This is a genomic window from Shinella pollutisoli, from assembly GCF_024609765.1.
Classification (GTDB): Bacteria; Pseudomonadota; Alphaproteobacteria; order Rhizobiales; family Rhizobiaceae; genus Shinella; species Shinella pollutisoli.
Genome location: NZ_JANFDG010000026.1, coordinates 1 through 22,732, shown reverse-complemented (window position 1 = coordinate 22,732; position 22,732 = coordinate 1). Strand labels below are relative to the sequence as shown.

Sequence of the window (22,732 nt, the reverse complement as noted above, 5' to 3'; positions counted from 1 at the left end):
TGCTCCTGCGGCCGCGCTACCCGCGCGGCCGCAGTCGCATTTGCAGGAGCCCGGCGAGGATCGCGGACGCCGCGTAGAACCACAGGCCCGGCTGCGTGAAGGCCGTCGCCATGCCGCTCGTCTTCGCCGCGACGATGACGAGCGCCACCAGCATCACGTCCATCATCGACCATTTCGACAGGAGCGGCAGCAGGCGGCGCAGAAGCGCGCCCTCCCCGTCCCTCGCGGTCGCCTCCACGGCGATCCCCACCAGCTTCACCGCCGGAAAGACGATGGAAAACAGCGCGACGAGTGCGGCAAGCCCCGCGTTGCCGCCGGTCCAGAGCGACAGCATCAGGTCGATGAGCGAGGGCGTTTCCTTGAAGACGTAGAGCTTCTCGAAGCGGACGAGCGGCAGCACGAGGCCGAGCGCCAGGCAGAAGGCCGAAAGCACGAGGAGGACGGGAACGATCAGGACCATGGGCGCGCCGGAGTTTCGATTCGCTCCTCCATAGCATCCCGCCGCCGCCCGCGCATGTTGCGCCTTGCGCCGGCGCCGCGAAAGCGGAAGGATGGCCGGATCGCAACGAAGCCACGGAAACGGCAATGGACATCCTGACGGAAGACAACGGCGCCAAGGGGCGCTACTACGCGATCGTCGACGGGCACGAGGCGGAGATCACCTATTCGCGCACCTCGCCGAAGCTCGTCATCGTCGACCATACCGGCGTGCCGGACGCGCTACGCGGCAAGGGCGTCGGCCAGGCGCTCGCGGCCCATGCGGTCGAGGCGGCGCGGGCGGGCGGCTGGAAGATCATGCCGCTCTGCCCCTTCTTCCGCGCCCAGGCGATGCGCCACAAGGACTGGCAGGACATCGTCGATCTTTAGAACGCAAGGAACCCTCGCGGGCGGTCAGCCATCGCCCGCGAGGCTCCTCGCCTCATGAAACCCGTACGCTCAGGCGCGCATCCGCACCGCGTTGTCGCGCTCCTCGAGGGCGGCGGCCTTGCTGTATTCGGCTTCCGCCTCCTCCAGCGCCAGCTCCGCGGCATCCTGCTGGACCTTCAGCTCGCGGATCGAGACCTGAAGGTTGTCCGAGCGCTGGCGCGCGGCCTTGGCGAACGTTGGATAGGCGAAGTGGTTCGGATCGGTGATCCCCGATTTCTTCTCCTCGACGGCGATCTGGCTTTCCAGTTCCTTCGACATCCGTTCGAACTCGGACATCATGAGCTGGAGCTGGGCCAGTTGCCGTCTTTTTTCTTTGACCTGAAATTCCTTCAGGCGGACTAGGCTCTCACGCGACTTCATACGCAATACTCCCGTGGATAGCGAGACCCCGGCATTCGGGCAGGCGACGCCCGATGGACGGCAACCGCATGCCCCGCATTCGAACGGCCCTCGCCGCGCGGCCTGTTGCCGCATCGCCGATGGCCGGCATTTTCGCCCGCGGACCGTTCCCCTCCGGGCCGGACCGCAAAAAATCTAGCGATATTAATAAAACCCTACCGCTGGTAACCTTTCGTTTACGGGCATCGTTAATCATAGGTGCGATGATTTAAGGCTCGGTAAATGGTCGGCACGAAAAAACAGGTGCTCCCATTGATGAGTCGAAAGAGTCGGTTAGCGGCGTTTCCTAATCTATAAGATTAAGAATTCCGTTTCCAATTCATGTATGAAATCAGGAGTCTGCCTAAAATATTTAACATTCCGATACACCTTGCCAGAGGGAATCAGAATTTGTTAACCATTCCGTGGCAGCCTCCAAATCAGGCAACGACTGGATCCGTATCGCGTAGGGGGCCAGGGACCTTTAGCGGCGGAAAAGGGGACAGATATGCGGGTTCTACTCATCGAGGATGACAGCGCGACGGCGCAGAGCATCGAGCTGATGCTCAAGTCCGAAAGTTTCAACGTGTACACGACCGACCTCGGCGAGGAAGGTGTCGATCTCGGCAAGCTGTACGACTACGACATCATCCTGCTGGACCTGAACCTGCCCGACATGTCCGGGTACGAGGTGCTGCGGACGCTGCGCCTGTCCAAGGTCAAGACGCCGATCCTCATCCTCTCCGGCATGGCCGGCATCGAGGACAAGGTGCGCGGCCTCGGCTTCGGCGCCGACGACTACATGACCAAGCCCTTCCACAAGGACGAGCTGGTCGCCCGCATCCATGCGATCGTGCGCCGCTCCAAGGGCCATGCCCAGTCGGTCATCGCCACCGGCGAGCTCATCGTCAACCTCGACGCCAAGACCGTCGAAGTGGGCGGCCAGCGCGTGCATCTGACCGGCAAGGAATACCAGATGCTCGAGCTGCTCTCGCTGCGCAAGGGCACCACGCTCACCAAGGAAATGTTCCTCAACCACCTCTACGGCGGCATGGACGAGCCGGAGCTGAAGATCATCGACGTCTTCATCTGCAAGCTGCGCAAGAAGCTCGCCAACGCCGCCGGCGGCGCGAACTACATCGAGACGGTCTGGGGCCGCGGCTATGTGCTGCGCGAGCCCGACGGCGATTATCTCGAAAGCGCCTGATCTCCCTTCCCCGCCCCATGCAATCGCGAACCCGCCGGCGACGGCGGGTTTCGTTTTGCCGGGATATCGCCCCGCAAACGAAAACGCGGCCCGCTTCGGTCGGGAAGCGGGCCGCGTCGGGTTTAGGGATGTCCGGCGTTCAGGCAGCGGCCGAGAGGCTGCCGAACACCTGGGTCAGGATCTTGCGGTCGAAGGGCTTCAGCAGGAAGTCGTCGGCGCCGGCGCGCTTGCCCATCATCATCTTCCTGAGGTCCGCCTCGACCACGCAGTAGTAGATGCGCACCGACTTGCCCTGCGGCATGGCCCGGACGTTGGAGATGAGCTCGAGCGCGCCGTCCATCGTCGCGTCGACGATGAGGATGTTCGGCAGCTCGGCTTCGCAGCGGGCCAGGGCCTCGAGCGCGCTGGAGGCTTCCAGCACGAGGAAGTCGAGGCCCGAGAGGATGCGCTTGCCGACCTTGCGGACGACATCGGAACCATCGGCTATCATCAGTCGCTGCATTGTCTGCTCCTAGGTCTCCCGCACGCAGGACGGGAACGATATGACAGGCGACTCTACCGACGTCTGGAAAACAAACCGTTAGCGGACATGCCTAACGCTCCGTTACGCCGCGTCCCCGGTCGCGACGGAGCGGGCCGAGAAGACGATCTCCTCCGGGCCCGTCTCGACGTCGAGCGCCATGCCCGCCTCCTCGGCCAGCAGCACGGTGTAGTAGGGCTGGATCGAATGGGCGTCGACCGCCTCCTCCGGCGTGCTGGAGAGGATCTCGGTGAACTTCGGCGGCACGCGCAGCATGCGCCCCTTGGCGACGAGGCGGAAGGTCGCGTCGAATTCAGGGTTCTCCAGCGTCACGTCGATCGAGCCGCCGCGCGGGATGGCGCCGTAGGCGACGAGGAACAGGTTGAGCAGCAGCTTCACCCGGTTCTTGGCGACGATGGCGCGCGGGCCGGTCCAGGTGATCTCCGTCTTCTTCTCGGCGGCTGCGAAATCGCGTGCCGCCTTCTCCGCCTCGCCGGTGTCGATCGACGCGCCGACCGAGCCGGAGGCGCCGAAGGCGAGCCGGGCGAACTTGAGGCGGACGGAGGCGTTCAGCGCGCTGGTGCGGATCAGGTCCATCGCCTCGGCGTCCGCGCCGCCCTCGTCGAGCAGTTCGAGGCCGTTGTTGATGGCGCCCACCGGCGAGATGATGTCGTGGCAGACCCGGCTGCACAGGAGCGCCGCCAGATCGGGACCGGTCAACGTGAGGTTCGGATTCTTCGCCATAAGGTTTCTCCCAAGGCCGCGCGACCAACCGGCGCGACGCATAGCACGCCGCGCGAATCCGCGGCGTGCCCGAATTGAAGACAGCCATAATGACACCACATTTGGTAAACCGATTGTTAAGACCCTGAGGTCAAATTGCTGCATGGAACCGCGTCCGGAACAGAAGGAAGGCGAACGGGACATGGGTGTTTCGAAACTGTTCACGGCGGCCGCCCGGCTCGTGGCGGCCCTTGCCCTGATCGCGGCAGCGGCCCTTCCGGCTTCCGCGCAATCCTCCGGCGGCAACCAGTACTCGATGCAGGAGATCGTCGACGCCGGCCACGGCTTCTTCGGCTCCACCTCGGGGGGGCTTGCCAAGGTCGTCGAGCGCGCCTTCGAATCTTACGGCCTGCCGAACGGCTACATCCTCGGCCAGGAGGGCTCCGGCGCCTTCGTCGCCGGCCTCACCTACGGCGAGGGCACGCTGAACACCAAGAACGCAGGCCAGCACCAGGTCTTCTGGCAGGGCCCCTCCCTCGGCCTCGACTGGGGCGGGCAGGGCAGCCGCGCGATGATGCTCGTCTACAATCTTCCCGACGTGAACAGCCTCTACGACCGCTTCGCCGGCGTCTCGGGCTCGGCCTACGTCGTCGCCGGCGTCGGCATGACGGTGCTGGTGAAGGACGACCTCGTGCTGGTGCCGATCCGCACCGGCGTCGGCGCCCGCCTCGGCATCAATGCCGGCTACCTGAAGCTCACGCAGCAGCCCACCTGGAATCCCTTCTGAGCGCGTTTCGCATCGGCGGGCGAATGAAAGGCCGCCCTCGCCCGTCCGGTTAACCGAGAGTTGAAAACGCGGGCACGCCCCCTGTGCAATCGCGGCGGGGCCGCTATAGTGCGGGCGTCCGCGGACCGTTTTGGAACGAATTGACCGTGATCGAGTACGCCCTCCTCTTCGCGCTCGGCTTCCTCGCCGCCACGCTCGCCGGCCTGATGGTCGCGCCGGCCGTGCACAAGCGCATCGTCCGCTTCACGGAAAGCCGCCTTCTCGCGACCATGCCGCTGAGCCCCCAGGAGGTGCGTGCGCAGAAGGACATGGCGCGTGCCGCCTTCGCCGCCGAGAACGCGCGCCTTGCCCAGAGCGTGGCGCGCGAGCGCGAGAAGCACACGCTCGAGCGGGTGCGCAACGAGAAGCTTCTCGCCCAGGCCGCAGCGATCGGCACCGAGAACGCCGAATTGCACGCCCAGATCGCCGACATGAACATCGAGGCCGCCGACATGCGCTCGGCGCTGCGCCGGGCGGAGCTCACCATCGTCCAGCTCAAGACCGCCCTCAATGCCGCCGACCGTGAGAACCGCAACAGCCTGCTCGAGATCGAGCGGCTGACCGGCCAGGCGAACCATCTCGTCGCCGACATCGACAACATGCGCATCGATCTCGCCACCCACGACACGACCGAGGAGAACCTGAAGAGCCGGCTCGCTGGCCTCCGCGACGAGCGCGACCGCCTGCGCGAGGAGCTGAAGGCCGCCGCCGAGCAGGCGAAGGCGCTGGAGATCCGGCTGTCGAACGAGGAGGAGCGCGTGCGCCGGCTCGAAGGCCGCCTGTCCCGCGCCGTCGCGGGCAATGCCGACAGGGACAGCGTGATCGAGCGGCGGACCGCCGAGATCGCTCGCCTGCGCGACAAGGTGAAGGCGCTGACGGGGGACGGCAAGACACCGGCGAAGACCGCCCGCACGAGCCGCAACGCCGTCAAGGCGCCGCCGCTCGTGGAGGTGAACGCCCTCGAGGAGGACGTGCGCAACCAGGCGACGGCGCTCTCCGAGCGGCTGCTTTCCGCGGCGGACGGCAGCAACGACGCGGCGCTGCGCGAGGAGATGGCCGACATCGCCACCAAGATGATCGTGCTCACCGCCACGCGCGAAGGGCCGTCCTCGCCGGTGCGCACGCTGATCGGCTCCATCGACCCGGCGCTCGAGGGCGACGGCAAGAGCCTCGCCGGCCGCGCGCGCGAGCGGCTCGGCGACGAGGCCTGACGGGCACCGCTCAGTCTATCCGGCCCATGGCAAGGGCGATCTGGTAGAGCGCGATGCCGCTCGCCGTCGCGACGTTGAGGCTGTCGAGCCCCGGCCTCTGCGGGATGCGCGCGGTACGGAAGGAGGACAGGATCGCCTGCGGCAGCCCCTCGCCTTCCGCGCCGACGACGAGCGCGATGCGCCGCGCCGCCGGAATGGCGCCGACGGGGACCTCCCCGCGCGGCGACAGGCCCCAGATCTCGAAGCCCGCACCGGCGAGCGTCGCCAGCAGTTCCTCCGCCGGGAGGCCGCGCGAGAAGGGCACCATCAGCACCGAGCCGACCGACACACGGATCGCCTTGCGGTAGAGCGGATCGCAGGAGGTCTCGTCGAGGAACACCGCATCCGCGCCGAAGGCGGCGGCATTGCGGAAGATCGCCCCGGCATTGTCGTGGTTCGACAGGCCGCAGCCGACGAGCACGAGGCTTTCCGAAGGCAAGGCCGCGACCCGGTCGGCGGCCGTCACCCCCTCCGGCTTGCGACCGAGGGCCAGCACGCCGCGATGCATGTGAAAGCCGGCGATGGCATCGAAGACGGCGGCCGAGGCGACGTAGACCGGCACGTCTGCGGGGAAGCCGGCAAGGATGTCCGCAACCCCCGCCACGCGGTTTTCGAGGAGCAGGATCGCCTCCGCCTCGAAGCCCCGCCCCCCGGCCCCGGCCTGCGCGAGCACCCGGAGGACCACGGTGCCCTCGGCGACGAAGCGGCCCTCGCGGCCCGTCAGGTCGCGCTCGCGGATCGCGACGAAGCCGGCGATGCGCGGGTCCGACGGATCGTCGATACGGATCGCGAGCGCCGCCATGGCGGGTTCAGTCGCCCCTGACGTCGACGTCGGCGACGATGCGGCCGGCGGCGATGTCGAAGAGCAGCGCCTTGCGGCCGCCGTCGGGCATCACGCCGTAGAAGAGGATGCGCCCGCCGTCCTGCGAGACGGCGGAGACGGCGAAGCCCGCCGGCAGCGTCGCCGTCGCGGTGAGCGGCGCGTCGCTCGGGATAGTGAGCGTGCTGCCGGCGTCGGCGACCGGCTTGCCATCCCGCGTCGTGACCTTGTAGACAATGGCCGCGAGCACCGCCATGAACATGAGCAGCATGAGGCCGCCGGAGACGAGCTGGAGACGCATCAGCTTGCGGCGGACATTCTCCATCACCGGATCGAGCGGCTTGTCTTCCTGATCTTCGTTGTCGACGTTGGTCATGAAGCGCCCTTCCGCAAACCAGGTTTGATCGAACGATGAACGACCCCTTTAAAGAAGCCGAGGCGACAAGGAAAGTCCTGACGGTGCCGCAGGACGCCAGCGGCCGCATCGACGCCTGGCTCGCCGCGACGCTCGCCGGCGATCATTCGCGAAGCCGCATCAAGACGCTGATCGAGGAAGGGGCGGCACTCGTCAACGGCGAGCCGATGAGCGAGCCGAAGCGCAAGGTGCGTCCGGGCGACGTCGTCGAGTTCACCATGCCCGCGCCGCGCGATCCCGAGCCGCGCGGCGAGGCGATCCCCCTCGACGTGCTCCACGAGGACGACGACCTGATCGTGCTGGTGAAGCCGGCCGGCATGGTCGTCCATCCCGCCGCCGGCAACTGGACGGGCACGCTCGTCAACGCGCTGATCCACCATTGCGGCGCGAGCCTCTCCGGCATCGGCGGCGTGCGCCGGCCGGGCATCGTCCACCGCCTCGACAAGGAGACGAGCGGCGTCATGGTCGTCGCCAAGAACGACGCGGCGCACCGCCACCTCTCCGAGCAGTTCGCCGACCACGGCCGCACCGGGCCGCTGGAGCGCGCCTATCAGGCCGTCGTCTGGGGCAGGCCGCGGCAGCTGCGCGGGGTCATCGACGCACCGCTCGGCCGCTCCGCCGACCGCGTCCGGCGCGCCGTCAAGCACGAGGACGCCGAGGACGCCCGCGAGGCAATCACCCATTACGAGGTGGTGGAGCGCTACGGCGAGGCTTCGGACGGCACCGCGCTCGCCGCGCTGGTCGAATGCCGCCTGGAGACGGGCCGCACGCACCAGATCCGCGTGCACATGGCCCATATCGGCCATCCGCTGATCGGCGACCCGGAATATGGTGCCGCCTTCCGCACCAAGGCGAACCGCCTGCCGGAGGCCGCCCGCGCCGTGGTGAACGGCTTCCGCCGCCAGGCGCTGCATGCCTTCCTGCTGCAGTTCGAGCACCCTTCGACCGGCGAGACCCTGCATTTCGAGACGCCGCCGCCGAAGGATATGGCCCGGCTGATCGAGGCGCTGCGGGCGATGGAAACCGCCGACCCTTGATTTGCGCCGGCCGATCCCCAGATTATGGGGACATCGCCGCAGGACCGTCTGCCTCGCCCGCTCTCACGCGCATCGTGAAGCCCGCGAACCTTGAATCATTGTTTCGCCATACCTATCTGTAAGCTCGGTGGGGTCGCAACGACCCACGGGGAGCATGGTTGCACACGGGGTCCGCTCTGGATCAGGCTCCCGGCCAAGGCTTGCCGGAATGGAAGCCGTCTCAGAAAGGGGTGCTGAATGGCCCGAAACACATTGCCGTCGATCACGGCCGGCGAAGGCGGTCTCAACCGCTATCTCGACGAGATCCGCAAATTTCCGATGCTTGAGCCGCAGGAAGAATACATGCTGGCCAAGCGCTACCAGGAGCACGGCGACCGCAACGCCGCCCACAAGCTCGTCACCAGCCACCTCCGGCTCGTGGCGAAGATCGCCATGGGCTATCGCGGCTACGGCCTGCCGATCGGCGAGGTCGTCTCCGAGGGCAATGTCGGCCTGATGCAGGCCGTCAAGAAATTCGATCCGGAACGCGGCTTCCGCCTCGCGACCTATGCGATGTGGTGGATCAAGGCCTCGATCCAGGAATATATCCTGCGCTCGTGGTCGCTCGTGAAGATGGGCACGACCGCCAACCAGAAGCGCCTGTTCTTCAACCTGCGCCGGATGAAGGGCAAGATCCAGGCGATCGACGACGGCGATCTCAGGCCCGACCAGGTCAAGGAGATCGCGACCAAGCTCAACGTCTCCGAAGACGAGGTCGTGTCGATGAACCGCCGGCTCTCCGGCGACGCCTCGCTCAATGCGCCGATCCGCGCCAGCGAGGGCGAATCCGGCCAGTGGCAGGACTGGCTCGTCGACGAGCACGACAGCCAGGAGGAGACGCTGATCGAGCAGGACGAGCTCGAGACGCGCCGCGCCATGCTGGCGCGCGCCATGGGCGTGCTGAACGAGCGCGAGCGCCGCATCTTCGAGGCCCGGCGCCTGTCGGAGGATCCGGTGACGCTGGAGGAACTCTCCTCCGAGTTCGACATCAGCCGCGAGCGCGTCCGCCAGATCGAGGTCCGCGCCTTCGAGAAGGTGCAGGAAGCCGTGCAGAAATACGCCCTCGAGCAGGCGCAGTCGCTGCGCGTGATCGAAGACGCCTGAAGCGGGACAGACAGAGACGGAAAGAGAAAGGCCCGGCAGCGATGCCGGGCCTTTTCGTTTGTCACTGGCTGTTCGGCGAGCCTTGCGTCCCCCAGGCCTTCATCACGGTGTCGAAGGCTTCCGCGCCGCTTGCGCCCTTGTCGAGCGTGATCAGCGCGCGCCGGCCGTTGCGATAGGTGATCGGGATGTCGATCCACTCGCGGGTGCGCAGGAGCTCGGTGTTCTTGGCGATCGCCTCCGGGAAGTCGTTGAGGGCGATCATGTGGAAGTCGTCGGTGATCTTCGCCGGCACGGCGATGAGCTGGTCGCCGCGGTCCTGCTCGGTCCGCTTCATCGCCACGCGCTGCACGCTCTCGATGCCGCCGCCCTCGAAGGTGGCCGGCAGCGAGAAGACGATCTCGATGATATGGCTCGCCGGCAGCGACTGGTCGGCGTTGCGGCGGAAGGTGATCAGCGCCGTCAGCCCGCTCGCGGGCACGTTGATCTGCGCGCGCACCACCGGCTCCGCCCGCGCGTCGGCGCCGGGCGATTCCTCGGCCTGCGACCACATCACCGTTCCCTCGATCGCCGTCGGGCCGGTCTGGCCGAGCCGCTCCTCGTAGAGGAACATCTTCTGCGCCACGCCGAGGGCGGCCTGGCCGGCATCCGCCGCCGGCACCTGCGTGTCAGTCGTGCCGGAGGACGCCGCACCGGTGCCTCCGTCCTGCGCGACGTCCGTCCCGCCGGCGGCACCGTCGGTCACGGCCGGGGTTTCCTCGGTCGCGAGCGCCGCCGTCTCGTCGCTCTGCGGGGAGACGGACTTGCCTTCCGCCGCCTGTGCGTCGAGCGACGGGGCCGGGCCCTCGTCCACCTCGGTGCCGTCGGCAAGCAGGCGCTGCGTGAACTTGCCGCTGCTGTCCTGGCCGGTCGCCACGGCGGCGACCTCGGTGCCGCCGGCCGCCGGCTGCTGCCCGTCGGCGGAGGCCGAAGGCAGGCTGCGGTCGGCGCCCGCATCGTCGGCGGGCGTCGTGTCGGCCGTCTCCGTCGTCGTGGTCGCCGGTCCCGTGGCCGACGCCACCAGCTCGCCGACCCACGCGTCGACCTTGTCCCGGTTGAACCAGTAGGCCGCCCCTGCCCCGCCGACGACGGCGAGCAGCGCGACGAGCGCCACGGCCGCGCCGAGGTTGCGCCGCGACTTGCGCGGCTCGGCCCGGAAGGAGCGCTGGGGCCCGCGGGCGGCCGTTTCCGCCACCGCGGCCGCGGCAGCGCCTTCCGCAAGGCCGGCATCCGCCGCGGCGGATGCCGGCTCATCCGCCGGCACGGCCTTCTGCGGCGCGCCGAGGAGATCGTCGAGATCACCCCATTCGCTGGCGCCCGCGGACGGCATTTCCTGCCGCGCCTCGGTCGGCGCGGGCTTCTCCTCCGGCCAGTCCCAGCTGAAATCCTCGACGGGCCGCGCGGCGGCCTCCTGCGGCTGTTCCTCCGCCGGCGGCGGCTCGGGCGCCGGGTCCTGCCAGTAGAGATGCTCGTCCGTCTCCGGCCCCGACGCCTCGGCGGCGGCCGGCTCGTCCGCATGGTCGCGATCGGAGGCCTGGGCCTCCGGCTCCGGCGCGGCGGCGACGGGCTCCTCGTCAGTCTGCCAGGAGGGAACGTAATCGTCGGCCGGCTGGGGCTCCGCATGCCAGACGGGCTCGGCGGTCGCCTCGACCTCGACGGGAGCGGCCTCTTCCGGCGGAAGGCTCTCTTCGGCGTAAGCCTGGGCTACCGGCTCTTCCGGCTCGATATAGGCTTCCGCAGCGCTCTCCTCCGCGGCCGGCTCGGGCGCGGCATGCTCCGCCTCGACCGGCACGGGTTCCTCATAGGGCGCAGGCTCCTCGTGGGACGCAGGCTCCTCGTATCGTGCGGGCTCTTCGTAGGGCTCGGGTTCCTCGTAAGACGGGGGCTCCTCGTATCGTACCGGCTCCTCGTAGGGCTCGGGTTCCGGAACGGACCGGGGCTCTTCCCAGGCCTGCGGCTCCTCGGCGACGGGCTCCGGTTCGGGTTCGACCGGTTCCGGCTCGGACTCGACGGGCTGCGGCTCCTCGGCCTGCGCCTCGACGGGTTCGGGCTCGGCGGGCTCCGGCTCCACGGCCTCGAAGACGGGCTCGGGCGTCGCCTCCTCGGCGGGCAGGGCCTCGGCATGCTCGCTCTCGACGCTGCCGATCGCCGCTTCCAGCTTGTCGAGCTGGCGCTTGATGAGGTCATCGGAAGGGCGCGGGTTCATCGCCTCGAGCTGCCGGCGCACCGCGCCGCGCGCTTTCTCGTAGACCTTCGACCGCATCTCGGGATTGTTGTCCGAGAGGCCGTCCACGGCCCTCCGAATGACTGCTACAAAATCCGCCATCAGAACTTTCCGTCGTGTCCGGCCGTCTTTCTGCTGGGATAGGGCACGGAACTGGTGTTGAGCTTGAGATTAGTCTTCAAAGGGATCGGTCACAAGTATGGTGTCGTCCCGCTCCGGGCTGGTCGACAGAAGCGCCACCGGCGCGCCGATCAGCTCCTCGACCTGGCGGACATACTTGATCGCCTGCGCCGGCAGGTCCGCCCAGCTTCGCGCGCCGACCGTCGATTCCTTCCAGCCTTCCAGCGTGATGTAGACCGGCTCCACGCGCGCCTGCTGGCCCTGGCTCGCCGGCAGGTGGTCGATCTGCTCGCCGTCGAGCCGGTAGCCGACGCAGATCTTCAGCTCGTCCAGCCCGTCGAGCACGTCGAGCTTGGTAAGCGCGATGCCGGTGATGCCGTTGGTCGCCACCGACTGGCGCACCAGCGCCGCGTCGAACCAGCCGCAACGGCGCTTGCGCCCGGTGACGGTGCCGAACTCGCGGCCGCGCTCGCCGAGGAACTGGCCGATCTCGTCGGTGAGCTCGGTCGGGAACGGTCCCTCGCCGACGCGCGTCGTATAGGCCTTGGTGATGCCGAGCACGTAGCCGACCGCCCCGGGCCCCATGCCGGAGCCCGCCGCCGCCTGGCCCGCCACGGTGTTGGAGGAGGTCACGAACGGATAGGTGCCGTGGTCGATGTCGAGCAGCGAGCCCTGCGCGCCCTCGAACAGGATGCGCGCGCCGCGGCGGCGCTCCTTGTCCAGCATCAGCCAGACCGTGTCGCGGAAGGGCAGGATGCGGTCGGCGACCGAGGTCAGCTCCTGCATGATCGCCTCGTGCTCCACTTCGGCCTCGCCGAGGCCGCGGCGCAGCGCGTTGTGATGGGTGAGAAGCCGCTCGACCTTGGCCGACAGCGTGTCGAGGTCGGCGAGGTCCATGACGCGGATCGCCCGGCGGCCGACCTTGTCCTCGTAGGCCGGGCCGATGCCGCGGCGCGTCGTGCCGATCTTGATGCCGGAATTGGTGGCGGCGGCCGCGTCCTCGCGGATGCCGTCGAGCTCGCGGTGCAGCGACAGGATCAGCGTCGCGTTGTCGGCGATGCGCAGGTTCTCCGGCGTCACGGTGACGCCCTGGCCGGCGAGCTTGTCGATCTCGGCGATGAGCGCATGCGGATCGACGACGACGCCGTTGCCGATCACCGCCATCTTGCCGGGGCGGACGACGCCGGAGGGCAGCAGCGAGAGCTTGTAGCTGATGCCGTCGATCACCAGGGTGTGGCCGGCATTGTGGCCGCCCTGGAAGCGCACGACGATGTCCGCGCGCTCCGACAGCCAGTCGACGATCTTGCCCTTGCCTTCGTCACCCCATTGCGATCCGATCACCGCGACATTCGTCATTTCGTCTTTCCCGTTTTCGCGCACATCGCCGTGCGCCTGACACAAACCCGCGCATCTATACTGTGTTGCTCCCGGGAAAGCGACTCCGTCCGGCAAGCCATCTTTTCTTTTTGCATGACATTCCGCCGTTTTTGGGCCTATGTGGCGCGGCCCGCCAGCGCGCCCTGCGCAACCTTGCCTTCTCCGGATGATCCGCCGTGAACAGAAGAGCCTATGCCTATCTCACCGTCACCATGCTCTTCTGGGGCGCGAACGCCGTCGCCGGCAAGATCGCCGTCGGCCATATCAGCCCGTTGGCGCTGACGACGCTGCGATGGGCCGCGGCACTGCTCGTGATCCTCGCCTTCATGATGCCGCAGGTGCGGCGTGACTGGACCGAGATCCGCCGCCACTGGCTGCTGCTCTTCCTCTACGGCGCGGCCGGCTTCACCGGCTTCAACGCGCTTCTCTACTCGGCGCTCAACTACACCAGCGCCATCAATTCCGTCATCGTGCAGGCCGGCATCCCGATGCTGATCTTCGTCTTCAACTTCTTGCTCTTCCGCGTGCAGGCCTCGCTCGCGCAGGTCGCGGGCTTCACGATCACCTTCGTCGGCGTGCTGTTAACCGCCTCTCATGGCGATTTCTCGGCATTGCGCAACCTCGAGCTCAATTTCGGCGATGCGTTGATGCTCGTCGCCGCCGTGGTCTACGCCCTCTACACGATCTCGCTGCGCTGGAAGCCGGCCATCCACTGGCAGAGCTTCATCGCCGCGCCCGCCTTCGGCGCGCTCATCAGCGCCCTGCCGCTGCTCGCCTGGGAGATAGCCCGCGGCGACGTGATATACCCCGACGCGACCGGCTGGCTCGTCGTGCTCTATGCGGGCCTCTTCCCGTCTCTGATCTCGCAGATCTTCTATGTGCGCGGCGTCGAGCTGATCGGCGCCAACCGCGCGGGCCTCTTCATCAACGCGATCCCCGTCTTCGGCACGCTGCTCTCGGTGCTGATGATCGGCGAGACGCTCCACATGTTCCACGTCATCGCGCTCGTCCTCGTGCTCGGCGGCATCGCGGTGGCGGAATGGGGGCGGCCGAAGACGGCGCGATGACGAAGGCCCGCCCGGCAGACCGGACGGGCCCTCGCATCTTCCGTCTTGGGAGGACGAACGCGTATTTGTTTCCCGCAATTCCCCGCGGAATACCGGCTCCCGCCTGTCCGGGAGTTGCTCAGTCGACGTTGAAGACCAGCGACTTCACCTGGCGGATCGCCGGGTTCTCGCGCAGCCTGGCGAGCACCTCTTCCGACACCGGGCCGTCGACATAGAGGAGCGCGATCGCGTCGCCGCCTTCCTTCTCGCGGCCGAGCTGGAAGTTGGCGATGTTGACCTTCGCCTCGCCGAGCATGGTGCCGATGAAGCCGATCATGCCGGGCACGTCGGTGTTGGTGATGTAGACCATGTGGCTGCCGACGTCGGCGTCGAGGTTGATGCCCTTGATCTGGATGAAGCGCGGCTTGCCGTCGGAGAAGACGGTGCCGGCGACCGAGCGGGTCTGGTTCGCCGTCTTCACGGTGAGGCGGATGTAGCCGTCGAAGACGCCCGACTTGTCGCGCTTGACCTCGGAGAGGATGATGCCCTTTTCCTTGATCATCACCGGCGCCGAGACCATGTTGACGTCCGCCACCTGCGGGCGGATGAGCCCTGCCAGCACCGCGCTCGTCAGCGCCTTGGTGTTCATCGCCGCGGTCGCACCGTCGTAGAGGATCTCGATCTCCTTGATCGCGCTCTCCGTGACCTGGCCGACGAAGGCGCCGAGCACGTCGGCGAGCCGGATGAAGGGCCTCAGGATCGGCGCCTCCTCCGCCGTGATCGACGGCATGTTGATGGCGTTGGAGACAGCGCCCTTGACGAGATAGTCCGACATCTGTTCGGCGACCTGCAGCGCGACGTTCTCCTGCGCCTCCGTGGTGGATGCGCCGAGATGCGGCGTGCAGACGACGTTCGGCAGGCCGAAGAGCGGGCTGTCGGTGGCGGGCTCGACCTCGAACACGTCGAAGCCGGCGCCGGCGACGTGGCCCGACCTGATGGCATCGGCGAGCGCCTTCTCGTCGACGAGGCCGCCGCGCGCGCAGTTGACGATGCGCACACCGGGCTTGGTCTTCGCCAGCGCCTCGGCCGACAGGATGTTGCGCGTCTTGTCGGTGAGCGGCACGTGCAGCGTGATGAAATCGGCCTGCGCCAGCAGTTCGTCGAGCTCGACCTTGGTGATGCCCATCTCCTCGGCGCGCTCCTTCGACAGGAACGGATCGAAGGCGATGACGTGCATCTTCAAGCCGATGGCGCGCGCGCAGACGATCGAGCCGATGTTGCCGGCACCGATGACGCCGAGCGTCTTGCCGGTGATCTCGACGCCCATGAACTTCGACTTCTCCCACTTGCCGGCCTGGGTGGAGCTGTCTGCGGCGGGAAGCTGGCGGGCGACGGCGAACATCAGCGCGATGGCGTGCTCCGCCGTGGTGATCGAGTTGCCGAAGGGCGTGTTCATGACGATGATGCCGCGGCGCGAGGCGGCCGGGATGTCGACATTGTCGACGCCGATGCCGGCGCGGCCGACGACCTTGAGGTTCTTCGCCGCGGCGATCAGCTTCTCCGTGACCTTGGTGGCGGAACGGATGGCGAGGCCGTCATAATTGCCGATGATCTCGGCGAGCTTTTCCTTGTCCTTGCCGAGCTTCGGCTGGAAGTCTACTTCGACGCCGCGATCGCGAAAAATCTGGACGGCGGTTTCCGAGAGTTCGTCGGATACGAGTACGCGAGGTGCCACGATAGGCCTCCTTCAATAAGTCCTGGAAGATGAGATCAAAGGTGGCTTCGCCCCGGGGACGAAGCCGGTCGCGAAAGATCAGGCCGCAGCCTTGGAAAGGGACGCCTTCTGCGTCTCGAAGGCCCAGGTGAGCCAGGGCATCAGCGCCTCGAGATCGGCGGTGTCGATGGTCGCCCCGGCCCAGATGCGCAGGCCGGACGGTGCATCGCGGTAGGCACCGATGTCATAGGCCACGCCCTGCTTTTCCAAGAGCGCCACCATGCCCTTGGCGAAGGCGGCCTGCGCCTCGGCGTCGAGGGCGAGAACGTCCTTGTCGGCGATGGTGAGGCACACCGAGGTGTTGGAGCGCGTCGCCGGATCCCGTGCGAGGTTGGCGATCCAGTCGTTCTTCTCGACGAAATCGAAGATCACCTTCGCGTTCGCATCGGCCCGCGCCGTCAGCGCCTTGAGGCCGCCGATCCGCTTTGCCCAGAGGAGCGCGTCGATATAGTCCTCGACGCAGAGCATCGACGGGGTGTTGATCGTCTCGCCCTGGAAGATGCCCTCGATCAGCTTGCCGCCCTTGGTCATGCGGAAGATCTTCGGCATCGGCCAGGCGGGCGTGTGGCTCTCCAGCCGCTCGACGGCGCGGGGCGAGAGGATGATCATGCCGTGCGCGCCCTCGCCGCCGAGAACCTTCTGCCAGGAGAAGGTGGCGACGTCGAGCTTGGCGAAATCGAGGTCCTGCGCGAACGCCGCCGAGGTGGCGTCGCAGATCGTGAGGCCCTTGCGGTCGGCGGGGATGAAATCGGCGTTCGGCACGCGCACGCCGGAGGTCGTGCCGTTCCAGGTGAAGACCACGTCACGGTCGAAATCGATCGTGGAAAGGTCCGGAAGCTCGCCGTAGCCGGCGGTGATCTTGCGCACGTCGGGAAGCTTCAGCTCCTTGACGACGTCGGAGACCCAGCCCGAACCGAAGCTCTCCCAGGCGACCATGTCGACGCCGCGGGGGCCGAGCAGCGACCACAGCGCCATCTCGACCGCGCCGGTATCGGAGGCGGGCACGATGCCGATGCGGTAGTCGGCGGGCACTTCGAGGATGTCGCGGGTGAGATCGATCGCCTGCTTCAGCTTCGCCTTGCCGACCTTGGCGCGGTGCGAGCGGCCGAGCGGGGCATCGGCAAGGGCATCGAGCGACCAGTCGGGACGCTTCGAGCAGGGACCTGAGGAGAAACGGGTATTGTTCGGACGCACGTCCGGCGGGGTGACGGTCTTCGTCATGATGGCTATCCTTCCAGATAGAAAGCCCTTCGTTGGGGAAGGGTGTCCCGCCGCCGCATATACGGAAGCGCCGGAAATCTGGCAATAGGGAAAATGAGATAGCTGTGAGATTCTGCAAGTTCATGCAGAACGATGCGCGAACGATATTCGGTTGGCGACACACCAGCGACACAGCGCTGTTCTCTAGCCGTTCACCCCTTGACTCTTCCTCTTACCCGGATCATCTACCCCACAGGGGAACGTGAACACATAGAGAACGAAGGGTGCGGCCTTCGTGTTGGAGAAGCCGCATGTCCGAAGAACGTAAGCACACGTCGAACTCCACCTGGGCTGGGATGATAGCGCTGCGAATGCGTGTCACAGTCTATTGCACGCCATGCAATCGCAGTGTCGAGCTAGATCTGACGAAATTCCCGCCGGAGGGGAAAGCCATTGGCGTGAAGTTCCGGTGTAGCCAATGCGGAGGGCTCGGGCACAGCATCGTGTCGCCGATATTTGAGGGGCCGATGTCGAGCAACCTTGTTAGGCGGAGGTGATGGCGGCCGGCGGCTCCTCTCCTCAGAGGCGAGATCGACCCTACCCTCTCACCCATCCATATAGCTTGACCACGGAATCCCAGAACATCTGGACCCCGACCACCAGGCCGAGGATGCCAACCACCAGCCATTTGACGAACTTGCCCACGGTCAGGACGGAGTTGATGAGGCGCAGGCCGTTTTCGAGGGTTTGCAGATCCTCAGGCCGGAGGCGCGCCAAGAACTCCCTTGTCGCCTCGGGAAGTTCGGCCATTGCGCGTACGGGTTCTGCTTGGTCTTTCATGCTGGCCTCACAGGAGAAGGGAAGCGGCGGCCGTGATCCAGGCCACCGCGAAGAGGATGTGAGGCGAGATCATGCCGCCCTGCGGTTCCGGTAGAGCCACCACGCGAAGGTGACGACATGGATCAGGCCACCCACGGCCGCCTGGTACTCTGCGCTGTTGGCGATCCCGTCACCGAGGACAAAGCCGCCGACGGTGTAGAGGGCGATGCGGATGAGTTGCTCGTAGTTTCCCATGGTCATGCTCCTTTCAGGAGGTTGGCGAGCTTGATGAAGAAGGCGGAGAGCCAGTTGCCGGACGGAACCGGTCCTTGCTCGATGGTGGCGGGGGTGGCCGGCGGCTCTGGTGTGGGCTGCACGGCGGGGATGGCCGGCGCTGGAGCGACCTGTGTGACGGGCGTAGGCGGCGCTGAAGTCGGTTCAGCGCCGGGGGCAGCCGGTTTCACGGCCTTGTAGCCGGCGTCCGTCAACGCCTTCTCGAAGGCTCGTGCGTAACCAGCGATCAGCGCGGCCTTATCCGTGCCGTTGACGATGCGGCGGGCACCCTCGTAGTCGGCGCGGCCGTCCACGATGTAGTCGCGAAGGCTCTTACCCGTGAAGCTGCCAAGCTCCATGCCCTCGAACAGGATCTGGACGGCCGTCCCGAGGTCGAGCGCCTTGGACGGGTCCTTGACGAGATCAACGCCGATGATGAGGCCCAGCTTCTGGTAGTTCGCCTTGTGGGTGATCTGGACGAGACCGCGGCCGAACCACGACTTGCCCTCCGCGTCCTTGCGCCAGTAAGGCGTCTTCACCCACTTGAGCTTCCCGGCCTTCCACGCCTTATCCAGCGCGTTGATCGCGCCGTCATCGGTCTTGGCCAGCGTTTCCCGCACCGCCTGCATGGTGTGGGCGGACTCGTGGTAGGCCGTGGCGAGGATGTAGGCGAGTTGCTTCAGCGACGTCCCTCTCCTCTCCGCTTCATTCAGGATGGCCTCGGTGCCATCTACCTGCCCCTCAGATAGAGACGTGCCGAAGACCCCAGACGTGCGGGAGCGCACGCTGGCATAAAATGCTGCGCGGTTCATGGTGATGTCCTTTGGTGTTGGAACAGAAATGCCGTCCGGCCGTTACGCCGGCACGGTCACAGCACCCTCCAGTGACCGTGAGGGGGACCCGGTCGAGCGTACGAGGCGCTCCCGGGTCTCATTCGTTTCAGGCCGTCGGCCACACGATGGCCGGCAACTCCGTCAGGAAGTCCTCGATGGCCGGCTGCTCGCGAATACCGTCCTGCACCTTCGCGAGTTCGCCGTAGGCGTACGCCCAGATGCCGTCCCGCCAGGCGACGAACGCCTGCGCCTCGGCCGCCCATTGCGGATTGGTCGAGGCGACATAGGAGGCGAGCGTCACGCCGTCGCGAAACGTCCGCTCTCGCGCCGTGGCGTCGACGTGCGCCTGGATGGCCTCCTCAAAGGCGTGCAGGGTTGCCGCGGTGGCAGCGGCGGCCTTGGCCTCGGCGGTGATGATTTTTGCAGGATCAACAGTCCACATGATCAATCTCCCGGGAACACGATCGGACCGTCGGCCGGATCGACGATGGGTTGCGGATAGAGCCTCTCGTGCGGCGCGTCGTAGCGACAAGGCAGCAGCAGCGTGAGGTGCAGATCGCCGTCGATCCGCTCGACCGGGCCGGTGATCCAGTCGGACGGCACCTCACCGGCCGGGATCGTCGCGCCATCGGGCAGCGTGGAAAAATCGTATGCCTCGCCATCGATGGTCAGCGCGTCGCCGGACCTGGTGACCGCCAGAACGCCGTCCATGATGGCCGGGGAGAAAGAGATAATCATCAGAACCACACCCCTTCTGCAGAGCAGACGGCCGTTTCGGAGAAGCCGCTCGGAAAGTTTGCGTTCATCGACATGGCGAACAAGCTGCTCGACGTTCCGGGCGCATTGCCCCAATACGAACGCTCACGGGCGCCGGCGGCTGGCGCTGCGGTTGACCGGAACGTCGAGAACGGCGCGGCCGAGAACGGCGCCGGATAGTTCCACGTGGCCGACACGGTAGCCGTATCTCCGCCGGTGAATGTGATCGTCCCCCAGCACTTCTGCACGCCGGAGGCGTAGCGTACGTAGGAGCCGTTGCCGTTGCTGCCGCGATACTCCGTCCCGGCCTCATCGAGGACATACCATTTCGTGCTGTCGCAGATCAGAGTGACGCTCTGGTTAGGCAGGCGCAGGACAAAGGTCGCCGCGCCATCGATGGTTTCCGAACCGTCGGCAACGATCGTCACGGTGTTGAACGAGCCGTCGGTTTTCTTGACGACGATCCTGAAGCCTGCACCAGCCGTTGCGGCCGGCGGCAATGTGACGGTGCGCGCCGCTCCGCTTGCGTCGACGGCGATGACGGCGCCGAAGTCGGCCGCAACCACCGTGTAGTCGGCCGACTTGCTGGCGAGGCCCGGATTGATGTGCCTGCCGAGAGGGCCGACGATCACCTTCTTGGTGCCGGACGAAAACGACACCTTGTTGTTGTTGTTGCTCGACTGGAACACGGTCGTGCGCTCAAGGCGGCCCGTCGTCTCGTTCCAGGTACCCAGCCCCGTCTCGAATTCGTCGCCGTAGGAGATCGCATAGGGCACCGTGTCGCCGTCCGACAATACGTCGCTATACGCCCGGAAGCCGGCGACGGCGCCGGCGAGCTCCATGTCGTTCGTGCCGGTGGTGACGGAGGTCTCCGCCACCATGTCAGGAAATCTCAACGCCATCAGCGCCGCTCCTCTATTCGGTATTGCTTGGTGAAATCCTCGATGAAGGGCTGGACGATCGCTGTCGTTTCGCTCATCAGGCCCCAGATCGTGTCCCGCGCGAGATTGTCGCTTTCAGGATCGGTGGTGAAGAGAACGTCCCGCTGCAGGGCATTCTCACGCTCGATCGTCTCGACAAAAGAATATCGGTCGGCCGCCGTCACGCGCGGGAAGGTCACGTCGATCGTCCGATAGGGCCGGCGCGGCGTCACCTGCGTCTGCCCGCCGCGGGTCTTCGAGCGCGTCGAGGGATCGACGTAGCCGTAGCTCCAGCCGTAGTCGAAATTGTAGGCGAAGGTCGACCGGAGCCCGATGCAGACCCGTCCGGCCTCGACATAGGGCGCTCCCTCGTTGGAGAGGTCGATCCGCACATACCGCCCGGAGACCGGCGCCTCGCTCAGCACGACGAGCGCAAGATAGGCCTGATCCACCGTGAGCTGGCCGCTGTCGAAGAGCTCGCCGGCCGCACCCGAAGGATCGGCCACTGAGACGCGCACGCGGGCCGCGGTCGCCGTCAGCCCCATCGCCGCGACCGTGTCGATCGGGGTCTCCGCGCCGAGGTCGAGGACGAGCCAGGCCACATTGTTGAGCGCGCGCCAACGCCGCTCGACATGGACCTGCTGCACCAGCGTCGGCTGGGCAAGCAGGATGCTCGACGAGGCGCGCACCGAGGCGGCGTCCGCCAGATTTTCGAAGACGACAGCGGCGGGCATCAGCCATACCCCACGATTTCGGCCGCATCCTCGGCGGCGTTTTCGTTGATCTCGACGACGGTCAGCAGCCTGCCGGCGGCCAGGTCGAAGCGAGGAAACGCCACGAACACGTCGTCGCCGATCTCCAGCCCGAACGGTTGCGCGTCGAGCGACAGGCGGTAGAGCGAGGCGGACGTGGCATGCATGGCGAGCAGCGCCTGCGCCTCCGCAAGCGCGTCGGCCTCGTTGCGGAGATAGCCGCCCACCTCGCGCTCCTGCGCGAAGGGATGGTTCGTCCTCACGCCGTTGCTCTCCGCAATCGCGAAGCGAATCTCCTCCTTCAGGAAGGCCCGTCGCGCGGCGGAGACCGAGCCGGCCACGTCGCTGTCCTGGACGGTCCAGTTGCGCCCGTAGCCGACACGCCAGCGCCACGGCGGCGGGGAAAGCCCCGAGGGCAGCTTCTCCCGGCGGATATCGCGGATATGCGTCTCGTCGAAGCGCATGGCCGGCGGCCCGACAGGCCGCGCGAAACGCGCGATCTGCAGCTTGCCGTTCCGCCGGAAGCCTATATAGCCGCCGAAACCAACCAGCAGGGAAAGGACCTCCGAGACGGTCGCGCTGCTACCCTGGTCGGCGTAGTAGCCGCAGTCTCGCCCGTAGGCAGCGTCGAAGGCCGCGAAGGACGGCAGGTAGAGGCCGTCCGGATCGGCGATGACCGTCGCAAGCGACAGGATCCTGCGTACGACCTGCCCGACGGTCGCGGCAAAGCCCGATCCGCTTGCGTCCCCCTCGACATCGCATGTGATGACCTGCCCATCGAGCAGGAAGCGGATGCGAAACAGTCCCTCGGCGAGGCAGGTGGCATAGCGCCCCTCGGTGATCGTCGCGGCGAGCAACGCCGAAGCTGACGGATAGTCCCCATCATGGCCAAGGGCAGCTCCGTTGGCGTAGACGGCCGAGACCGCTCGCACCGGCCCGTCATTGACCTGATAGAGCTGCGCCTGCGCGCGCACCAGCACGGGCATTGCATTGGAGACGTAGCCGAAACACCGCGGCTTACGCTTGCCCGCAAGGTCGGCGCCGCCGTCGACGCCGCCTCCCCCGCCATAGGTCGCCGTCTGCAGCGGCACGTCGAGCTTGTAGCCATAGTCCTGCAGCGAGATCCGGAAGTCCGTCTCGTCGATGTGCGAATCCGTCGCCGTGCCGGTAAAGATCACATGCCACTGCCGGAACGGCAGGTCGGCGCGCCCCAGGCGCACCTGCTGGTCCCGTCCGTCAAGCGCATAGAACTGCGGCAGGAAATCGTAAGCGCCGTCCGCATTCGAGATGACGAGCTCGCCCTGCCCCTGGACGAAGCCGGAGAAGCCGTCACTGCCGACGATCGAGCGCTGGAAC

25 protein-coding genes are annotated in these 22,732 nt (G+C 66.8%); 7 read left to right on the top strand and 18 right to left on the bottom strand.

All coding sequences use genetic code 11. The features are described 5' to 3' along the window. Positions 1 to 16: 16 nt before the first annotated feature. Positions 17 to 460: a paraquat-inducible protein A gene (locus NNZ72_RS19275; RefSeq protein WP_257317166.1), complete on the bottom strand. Its 444-nt coding sequence runs from the start codon at positions 458 to 460 to the stop codon at positions 17 to 19. 125 nt (positions 461 to 585) lie between these two features. Here NNZ72_RS19275 and NNZ72_RS19270 point away from each other — a divergent pair, with 125 nt between their 5' ends. Beyond that, complete coding sequence (locus NNZ72_RS19270) at positions 586 to 867, top strand: GNAT family N-acetyltransferase (protein ID WP_257317165.1); 282 nt, start codon at positions 586 to 588, stop codon at positions 865 to 867. A 69-nt stretch (positions 868 to 936) separates the two neighbouring features. Here NNZ72_RS19270 and NNZ72_RS19265 read toward each other — a convergent pair whose 3' ends face one another. Then, the gene (locus tag NNZ72_RS19265; protein WP_257317164.1) at positions 937 to 1,287 is read right to left on the bottom strand and encodes a flagellar export protein FliJ; all 351 of its coding nucleotides are present in this window, start codon (positions 1,285 to 1,287) and stop codon (positions 937 to 939) included. A gap of 526 nt (positions 1,288 to 1,813) precedes the next feature. On the opposite strand from NNZ72_RS19265, the gene ctrA reads away from it, so the two are divergent. Continuing rightward, complete coding sequence (ctrA, locus tag NNZ72_RS19260) at positions 1,814 to 2,512, top strand: response regulator transcription factor CtrA (protein WP_203424414.1); 699 nt, start codon at positions 1,814 to 1,816, stop codon at positions 2,510 to 2,512. A 139-nt stretch (positions 2,513 to 2,651) separates the two neighbouring features. Here the strand turns inward: ctrA and NNZ72_RS19255 are convergent, their stop codons facing one another. Both NNZ72_RS19255 and chpT read right to left on the bottom strand, forming a co-directional pair. Then, the gene (locus tag NNZ72_RS19255; protein WP_257317160.1) at positions 2,652 to 3,014 is read right to left on the bottom strand and encodes a response regulator; all 363 of its coding nucleotides are present in this window, start codon (positions 3,012 to 3,014) and stop codon (positions 2,652 to 2,654) included. Positions 3,015 to 3,116: 102 nt separating this feature from the next. Continuing rightward, positions 3,117 to 3,776 carry a histidine phosphotransferase ChpT gene (gene chpT, locus NNZ72_RS19250; protein ID WP_257317159.1) on the bottom strand — a complete coding sequence of 220 codons (660 nt, stop codon included), beginning with the start codon at positions 3,774 to 3,776 and terminating at the stop codon, positions 3,117 to 3,119. Positions 3,777 to 3,957: 181 nt separating this feature from the next. On the opposite strand from chpT, the gene NNZ72_RS19245 reads away from it, so the two are divergent. Together NNZ72_RS19245 and NNZ72_RS19240 are read left to right on the top strand one after the other, a co-directional pair. Then, positions 3,958 to 4,542, top strand: coding sequence for a DUF1134 domain-containing protein (locus tag NNZ72_RS19245; RefSeq protein ID WP_257317157.1), 585 nt, complete (start codon positions 3,958 to 3,960; stop codon positions 4,540 to 4,542). A gap of 146 nt (positions 4,543 to 4,688) precedes the next feature. Continuing rightward, entirely contained in the window at positions 4,689 to 5,792 is a 1,104-nt protein-coding gene (locus NNZ72_RS19240; protein WP_257317155.1) for a coiled-coil domain-containing protein, read from the top strand. A 10-nt stretch (positions 5,793 to 5,802) separates the two neighbouring features. Here NNZ72_RS19240 and NNZ72_RS19235 read toward each other — a convergent pair whose 3' ends face one another. Both NNZ72_RS19235 and NNZ72_RS19230 read right to left on the bottom strand, forming a co-directional pair. Next, positions 5,803 to 6,633 (bottom strand): TrmH family RNA methyltransferase, encoded by an 831-nt coding sequence (locus tag NNZ72_RS19235; RefSeq protein ID WP_257317154.1) that lies wholly within the window; start codon positions 6,631 to 6,633, stop codon positions 5,803 to 5,805. Positions 6,634 to 6,640: 7 nt separating this feature from the next. Beyond that, positions 6,641 to 7,027, bottom strand: coding sequence for a hypothetical protein (locus NNZ72_RS19230; protein WP_257317153.1), 387 nt, complete (start codon positions 7,025 to 7,027; stop codon positions 6,641 to 6,643). 35 nt (positions 7,028 to 7,062) lie between these two features. On the opposite strand from NNZ72_RS19230, the gene NNZ72_RS19225 reads away from it, so the two are divergent. Together NNZ72_RS19225 and rpoH are read left to right on the top strand one after the other, a co-directional pair. Beyond that, on the top strand, positions 7,063 to 8,103 hold the full coding sequence (locus NNZ72_RS19225; RefSeq protein ID WP_257317152.1) for an RluA family pseudouridine synthase: 1,041 nt from the start codon (positions 7,063 to 7,065) through the stop codon (positions 8,101 to 8,103). Between the two features lie 237 nt (positions 8,104 to 8,340). Beyond that, positions 8,341 to 9,246 (top strand): RNA polymerase sigma factor RpoH, encoded by a 906-nt coding sequence (gene rpoH, locus NNZ72_RS19220; RefSeq protein WP_257317151.1) that lies wholly within the window; start codon positions 8,341 to 8,343, stop codon positions 9,244 to 9,246. 61 nt (positions 9,247 to 9,307) lie between these two features. Here rpoH and NNZ72_RS19215 read toward each other — a convergent pair whose 3' ends face one another. Both NNZ72_RS19215 and NNZ72_RS19210 read right to left on the bottom strand, forming a co-directional pair. Next, complete coding sequence (locus NNZ72_RS19215) at positions 9,308 to 11,575, bottom strand: hypothetical protein (RefSeq protein ID WP_371747787.1); 2,268 nt, start codon at positions 11,573 to 11,575, stop codon at positions 9,308 to 9,310. A 102-nt stretch (positions 11,576 to 11,677) separates the two neighbouring features. Then, the gene (locus NNZ72_RS19210; protein WP_257317149.1) at positions 11,678 to 12,982 is read right to left on the bottom strand and encodes an adenylosuccinate synthase; all 1,305 of its coding nucleotides are present in this window, start codon (positions 12,980 to 12,982) and stop codon (positions 11,678 to 11,680) included. Between the two features lie 197 nt (positions 12,983 to 13,179). Here NNZ72_RS19210 and NNZ72_RS19205 point away from each other — a divergent pair, with 197 nt between their 5' ends. Beyond that, on the top strand, positions 13,180 to 14,070 hold the full coding sequence (locus tag NNZ72_RS19205; RefSeq protein WP_257317148.1) for a DMT family transporter: 891 nt from the start codon (positions 13,180 to 13,182) through the stop codon (positions 14,068 to 14,070). A gap of 118 nt (positions 14,071 to 14,188) precedes the next feature. Here the strand turns inward: NNZ72_RS19205 and serA are convergent, their stop codons facing one another. From serA to NNZ72_RS19155, 10 genes are all read right to left on the bottom strand, one after another. Then, positions 14,189 to 15,784 carry a phosphoglycerate dehydrogenase gene (gene serA, locus NNZ72_RS19200; RefSeq protein WP_257317147.1) on the bottom strand — a complete coding sequence of 532 codons (1,596 nt, stop codon included), beginning with the start codon at positions 15,782 to 15,784 and terminating at the stop codon, positions 14,189 to 14,191. 78 nt (positions 15,785 to 15,862) lie between these two features. After that, the gene (locus NNZ72_RS19195) at positions 15,863 to 17,044 is read right to left on the bottom strand and encodes a phosphoserine transaminase (protein ID WP_257317146.1); all 1,182 of its coding nucleotides are present in this window, start codon (positions 17,042 to 17,044) and stop codon (positions 15,863 to 15,865) included. 576 nt (positions 17,045 to 17,620) lie between these two features. Then, a complete protein-coding gene (locus tag NNZ72_RS19190) occupies positions 17,621 to 17,863 on the bottom strand; it encodes a hypothetical protein (RefSeq protein ID WP_257317145.1) in 243 nt (80 codons plus the stop codon). Between the two features lie 69 nt (positions 17,864 to 17,932). Beyond that, a complete protein-coding gene (locus tag NNZ72_RS19185) occupies positions 17,933 to 18,097 on the bottom strand; it encodes a Pam3-gp28 family putative phage holin (RefSeq protein WP_257317144.1) in 165 nt (54 codons plus the stop codon). Between the two features lie 2 nt (positions 18,098 to 18,099). After that, entirely contained in the window at positions 18,100 to 18,927 is an 828-nt protein-coding gene (locus NNZ72_RS19180; RefSeq protein ID WP_257317143.1) for a glycoside hydrolase family 19 protein, read from the bottom strand. A gap of 127 nt (positions 18,928 to 19,054) precedes the next feature. Beyond that, entirely contained in the window at positions 19,055 to 19,390 is a 336-nt protein-coding gene (locus NNZ72_RS19175; RefSeq protein WP_257317142.1) for a hypothetical protein, read from the bottom strand. Positions 19,391 to 19,392: 2 nt separating this feature from the next. Further along, on the bottom strand, positions 19,393 to 19,686 hold the full coding sequence (locus tag NNZ72_RS19170) for a hypothetical protein (RefSeq protein ID WP_257317140.1): 294 nt from the start codon (positions 19,684 to 19,686) through the stop codon (positions 19,393 to 19,395). Then, positions 19,686 to 20,606, bottom strand: coding sequence for a hypothetical protein (locus NNZ72_RS19165; protein WP_257317139.1), 921 nt, complete (start codon positions 20,604 to 20,606; stop codon positions 19,686 to 19,688). Before NNZ72_RS19165 ends, NNZ72_RS19170 begins: the two co-directional genes overlap by 1 nt. Beyond that, positions 20,606 to 21,358, bottom strand: coding sequence for a hypothetical protein (locus NNZ72_RS19160; RefSeq protein ID WP_257317137.1), 753 nt, complete (start codon positions 21,356 to 21,358; stop codon positions 20,606 to 20,608). Before NNZ72_RS19160 ends, NNZ72_RS19165 begins: the two co-directional genes overlap by 1 nt. Then, on the bottom strand, positions 21,358 to 22,732 hold a 1,375-nt coding region (locus tag NNZ72_RS19155), incomplete at its 5' end, for a hypothetical protein (protein ID WP_257317136.1). The genes NNZ72_RS19160 and NNZ72_RS19155, both read right to left, overlap by 1 nt.

Excerpts from the sequence above, each read along its gene's own strand:
- NNZ72_RS19265 (WP_257317164.1), bottom strand. The coding sequence starts at position 1,287 with ATGAAGTCGCGTGAGAGCCTAGTCCGCCTGAAGGAATTTCAGGTCAAA.
- NNZ72_RS19235 (WP_257317154.1), bottom strand. The coding sequence starts at position 6,633 with ATGGCGGCGCTCGCGATCCGTATCGACGATCCGTCGGACCCGCGCATC.
- NNZ72_RS19270 (WP_257317165.1), top strand. The coding sequence starts at position 586 with ATGGACATCCTGACGGAAGACAACGGCGCCAAGGGGCGCTACTACGCG.
- NNZ72_RS19230 (WP_257317153.1), bottom strand. The coding sequence starts at position 7,027 with ATGACCAACGTCGACAACGAAGATCAGGAAGACAAGCCGCTCGATCCG.
- NNZ72_RS19225 (WP_257317152.1), top strand. The coding sequence starts at position 7,063 with ATGAACGACCCCTTTAAAGAAGCCGAGGCGACAAGGAAAGTCCTGACG.
- NNZ72_RS19210 (WP_257317149.1), bottom strand. The coding sequence starts at position 12,982 with ATGACGAATGTCGCGGTGATCGGATCGCAATGGGGTGACGAAGGCAAG.
- NNZ72_RS19275 (WP_257317166.1), bottom strand. The coding sequence starts at position 460 with ATGGTCCTGATCGTTCCCGTCCTCCTCGTGCTTTCGGCCTTCTGCCTG.
- NNZ72_RS19180 (WP_257317143.1), bottom strand. The coding sequence starts at position 18,927 with ATGAACCGCGCAGCATTTTATGCCAGCGTGCGCTCCCGCACGTCTGGG.
- chpT (WP_257317159.1), bottom strand. The coding sequence starts at position 3,776 with ATGGCGAAGAATCCGAACCTCACGTTGACCGGTCCCGATCTGGCGGCG.
- NNZ72_RS19170 (WP_257317140.1), bottom strand. The coding sequence starts at position 19,686 with ATGATTATCTCTTTCTCCCCGGCCATCATGGACGGCGTTCTGGCGGTC.
- NNZ72_RS19185 (WP_257317144.1), bottom strand. The coding sequence starts at position 18,097 with ATGGGAAACTACGAGCAACTCATCCGCATCGCCCTCTACACCGTCGGC.
- ctrA (WP_203424414.1), top strand. The coding sequence starts at position 1,814 with ATGCGGGTTCTACTCATCGAGGATGACAGCGCGACGGCGCAGAGCATC.
- NNZ72_RS19190 (WP_257317145.1), bottom strand. The coding sequence starts at position 17,863 with ATGAAAGACCAAGCAGAACCCGTACGCGCAATGGCCGAACTTCCCGAG.
- NNZ72_RS19245 (WP_257317157.1), top strand. The coding sequence starts at position 3,958 with ATGGGTGTTTCGAAACTGTTCACGGCGGCCGCCCGGCTCGTGGCGGCC.
- NNZ72_RS19195 (WP_257317146.1), bottom strand. The coding sequence starts at position 17,044 with ATGACGAAGACCGTCACCCCGCCGGACGTGCGTCCGAACAATACCCGT.
- NNZ72_RS19255 (WP_257317160.1), bottom strand. The coding sequence starts at position 3,014 with ATGCAGCGACTGATGATAGCCGATGGTTCCGATGTCGTCCGCAAGGTC.
- rpoH (WP_257317151.1), top strand. The coding sequence starts at position 8,341 with ATGGCCCGAAACACATTGCCGTCGATCACGGCCGGCGAAGGCGGTCTC.
- NNZ72_RS19175 (WP_257317142.1), bottom strand. The coding sequence starts at position 19,390 with ATGTGGACTGTTGATCCTGCAAAAATCATCACCGCCGAGGCCAAGGCC.
- NNZ72_RS19160 (WP_257317137.1), bottom strand. The coding sequence starts at position 21,358 with ATGCCCGCCGCTGTCGTCTTCGAAAATCTGGCGGACGCCGCCTCGGTG.
- NNZ72_RS19165 (WP_257317139.1), bottom strand. The coding sequence starts at position 20,606 with ATGGCGTTGAGATTTCCTGACATGGTGGCGGAGACCTCCGTCACCACC.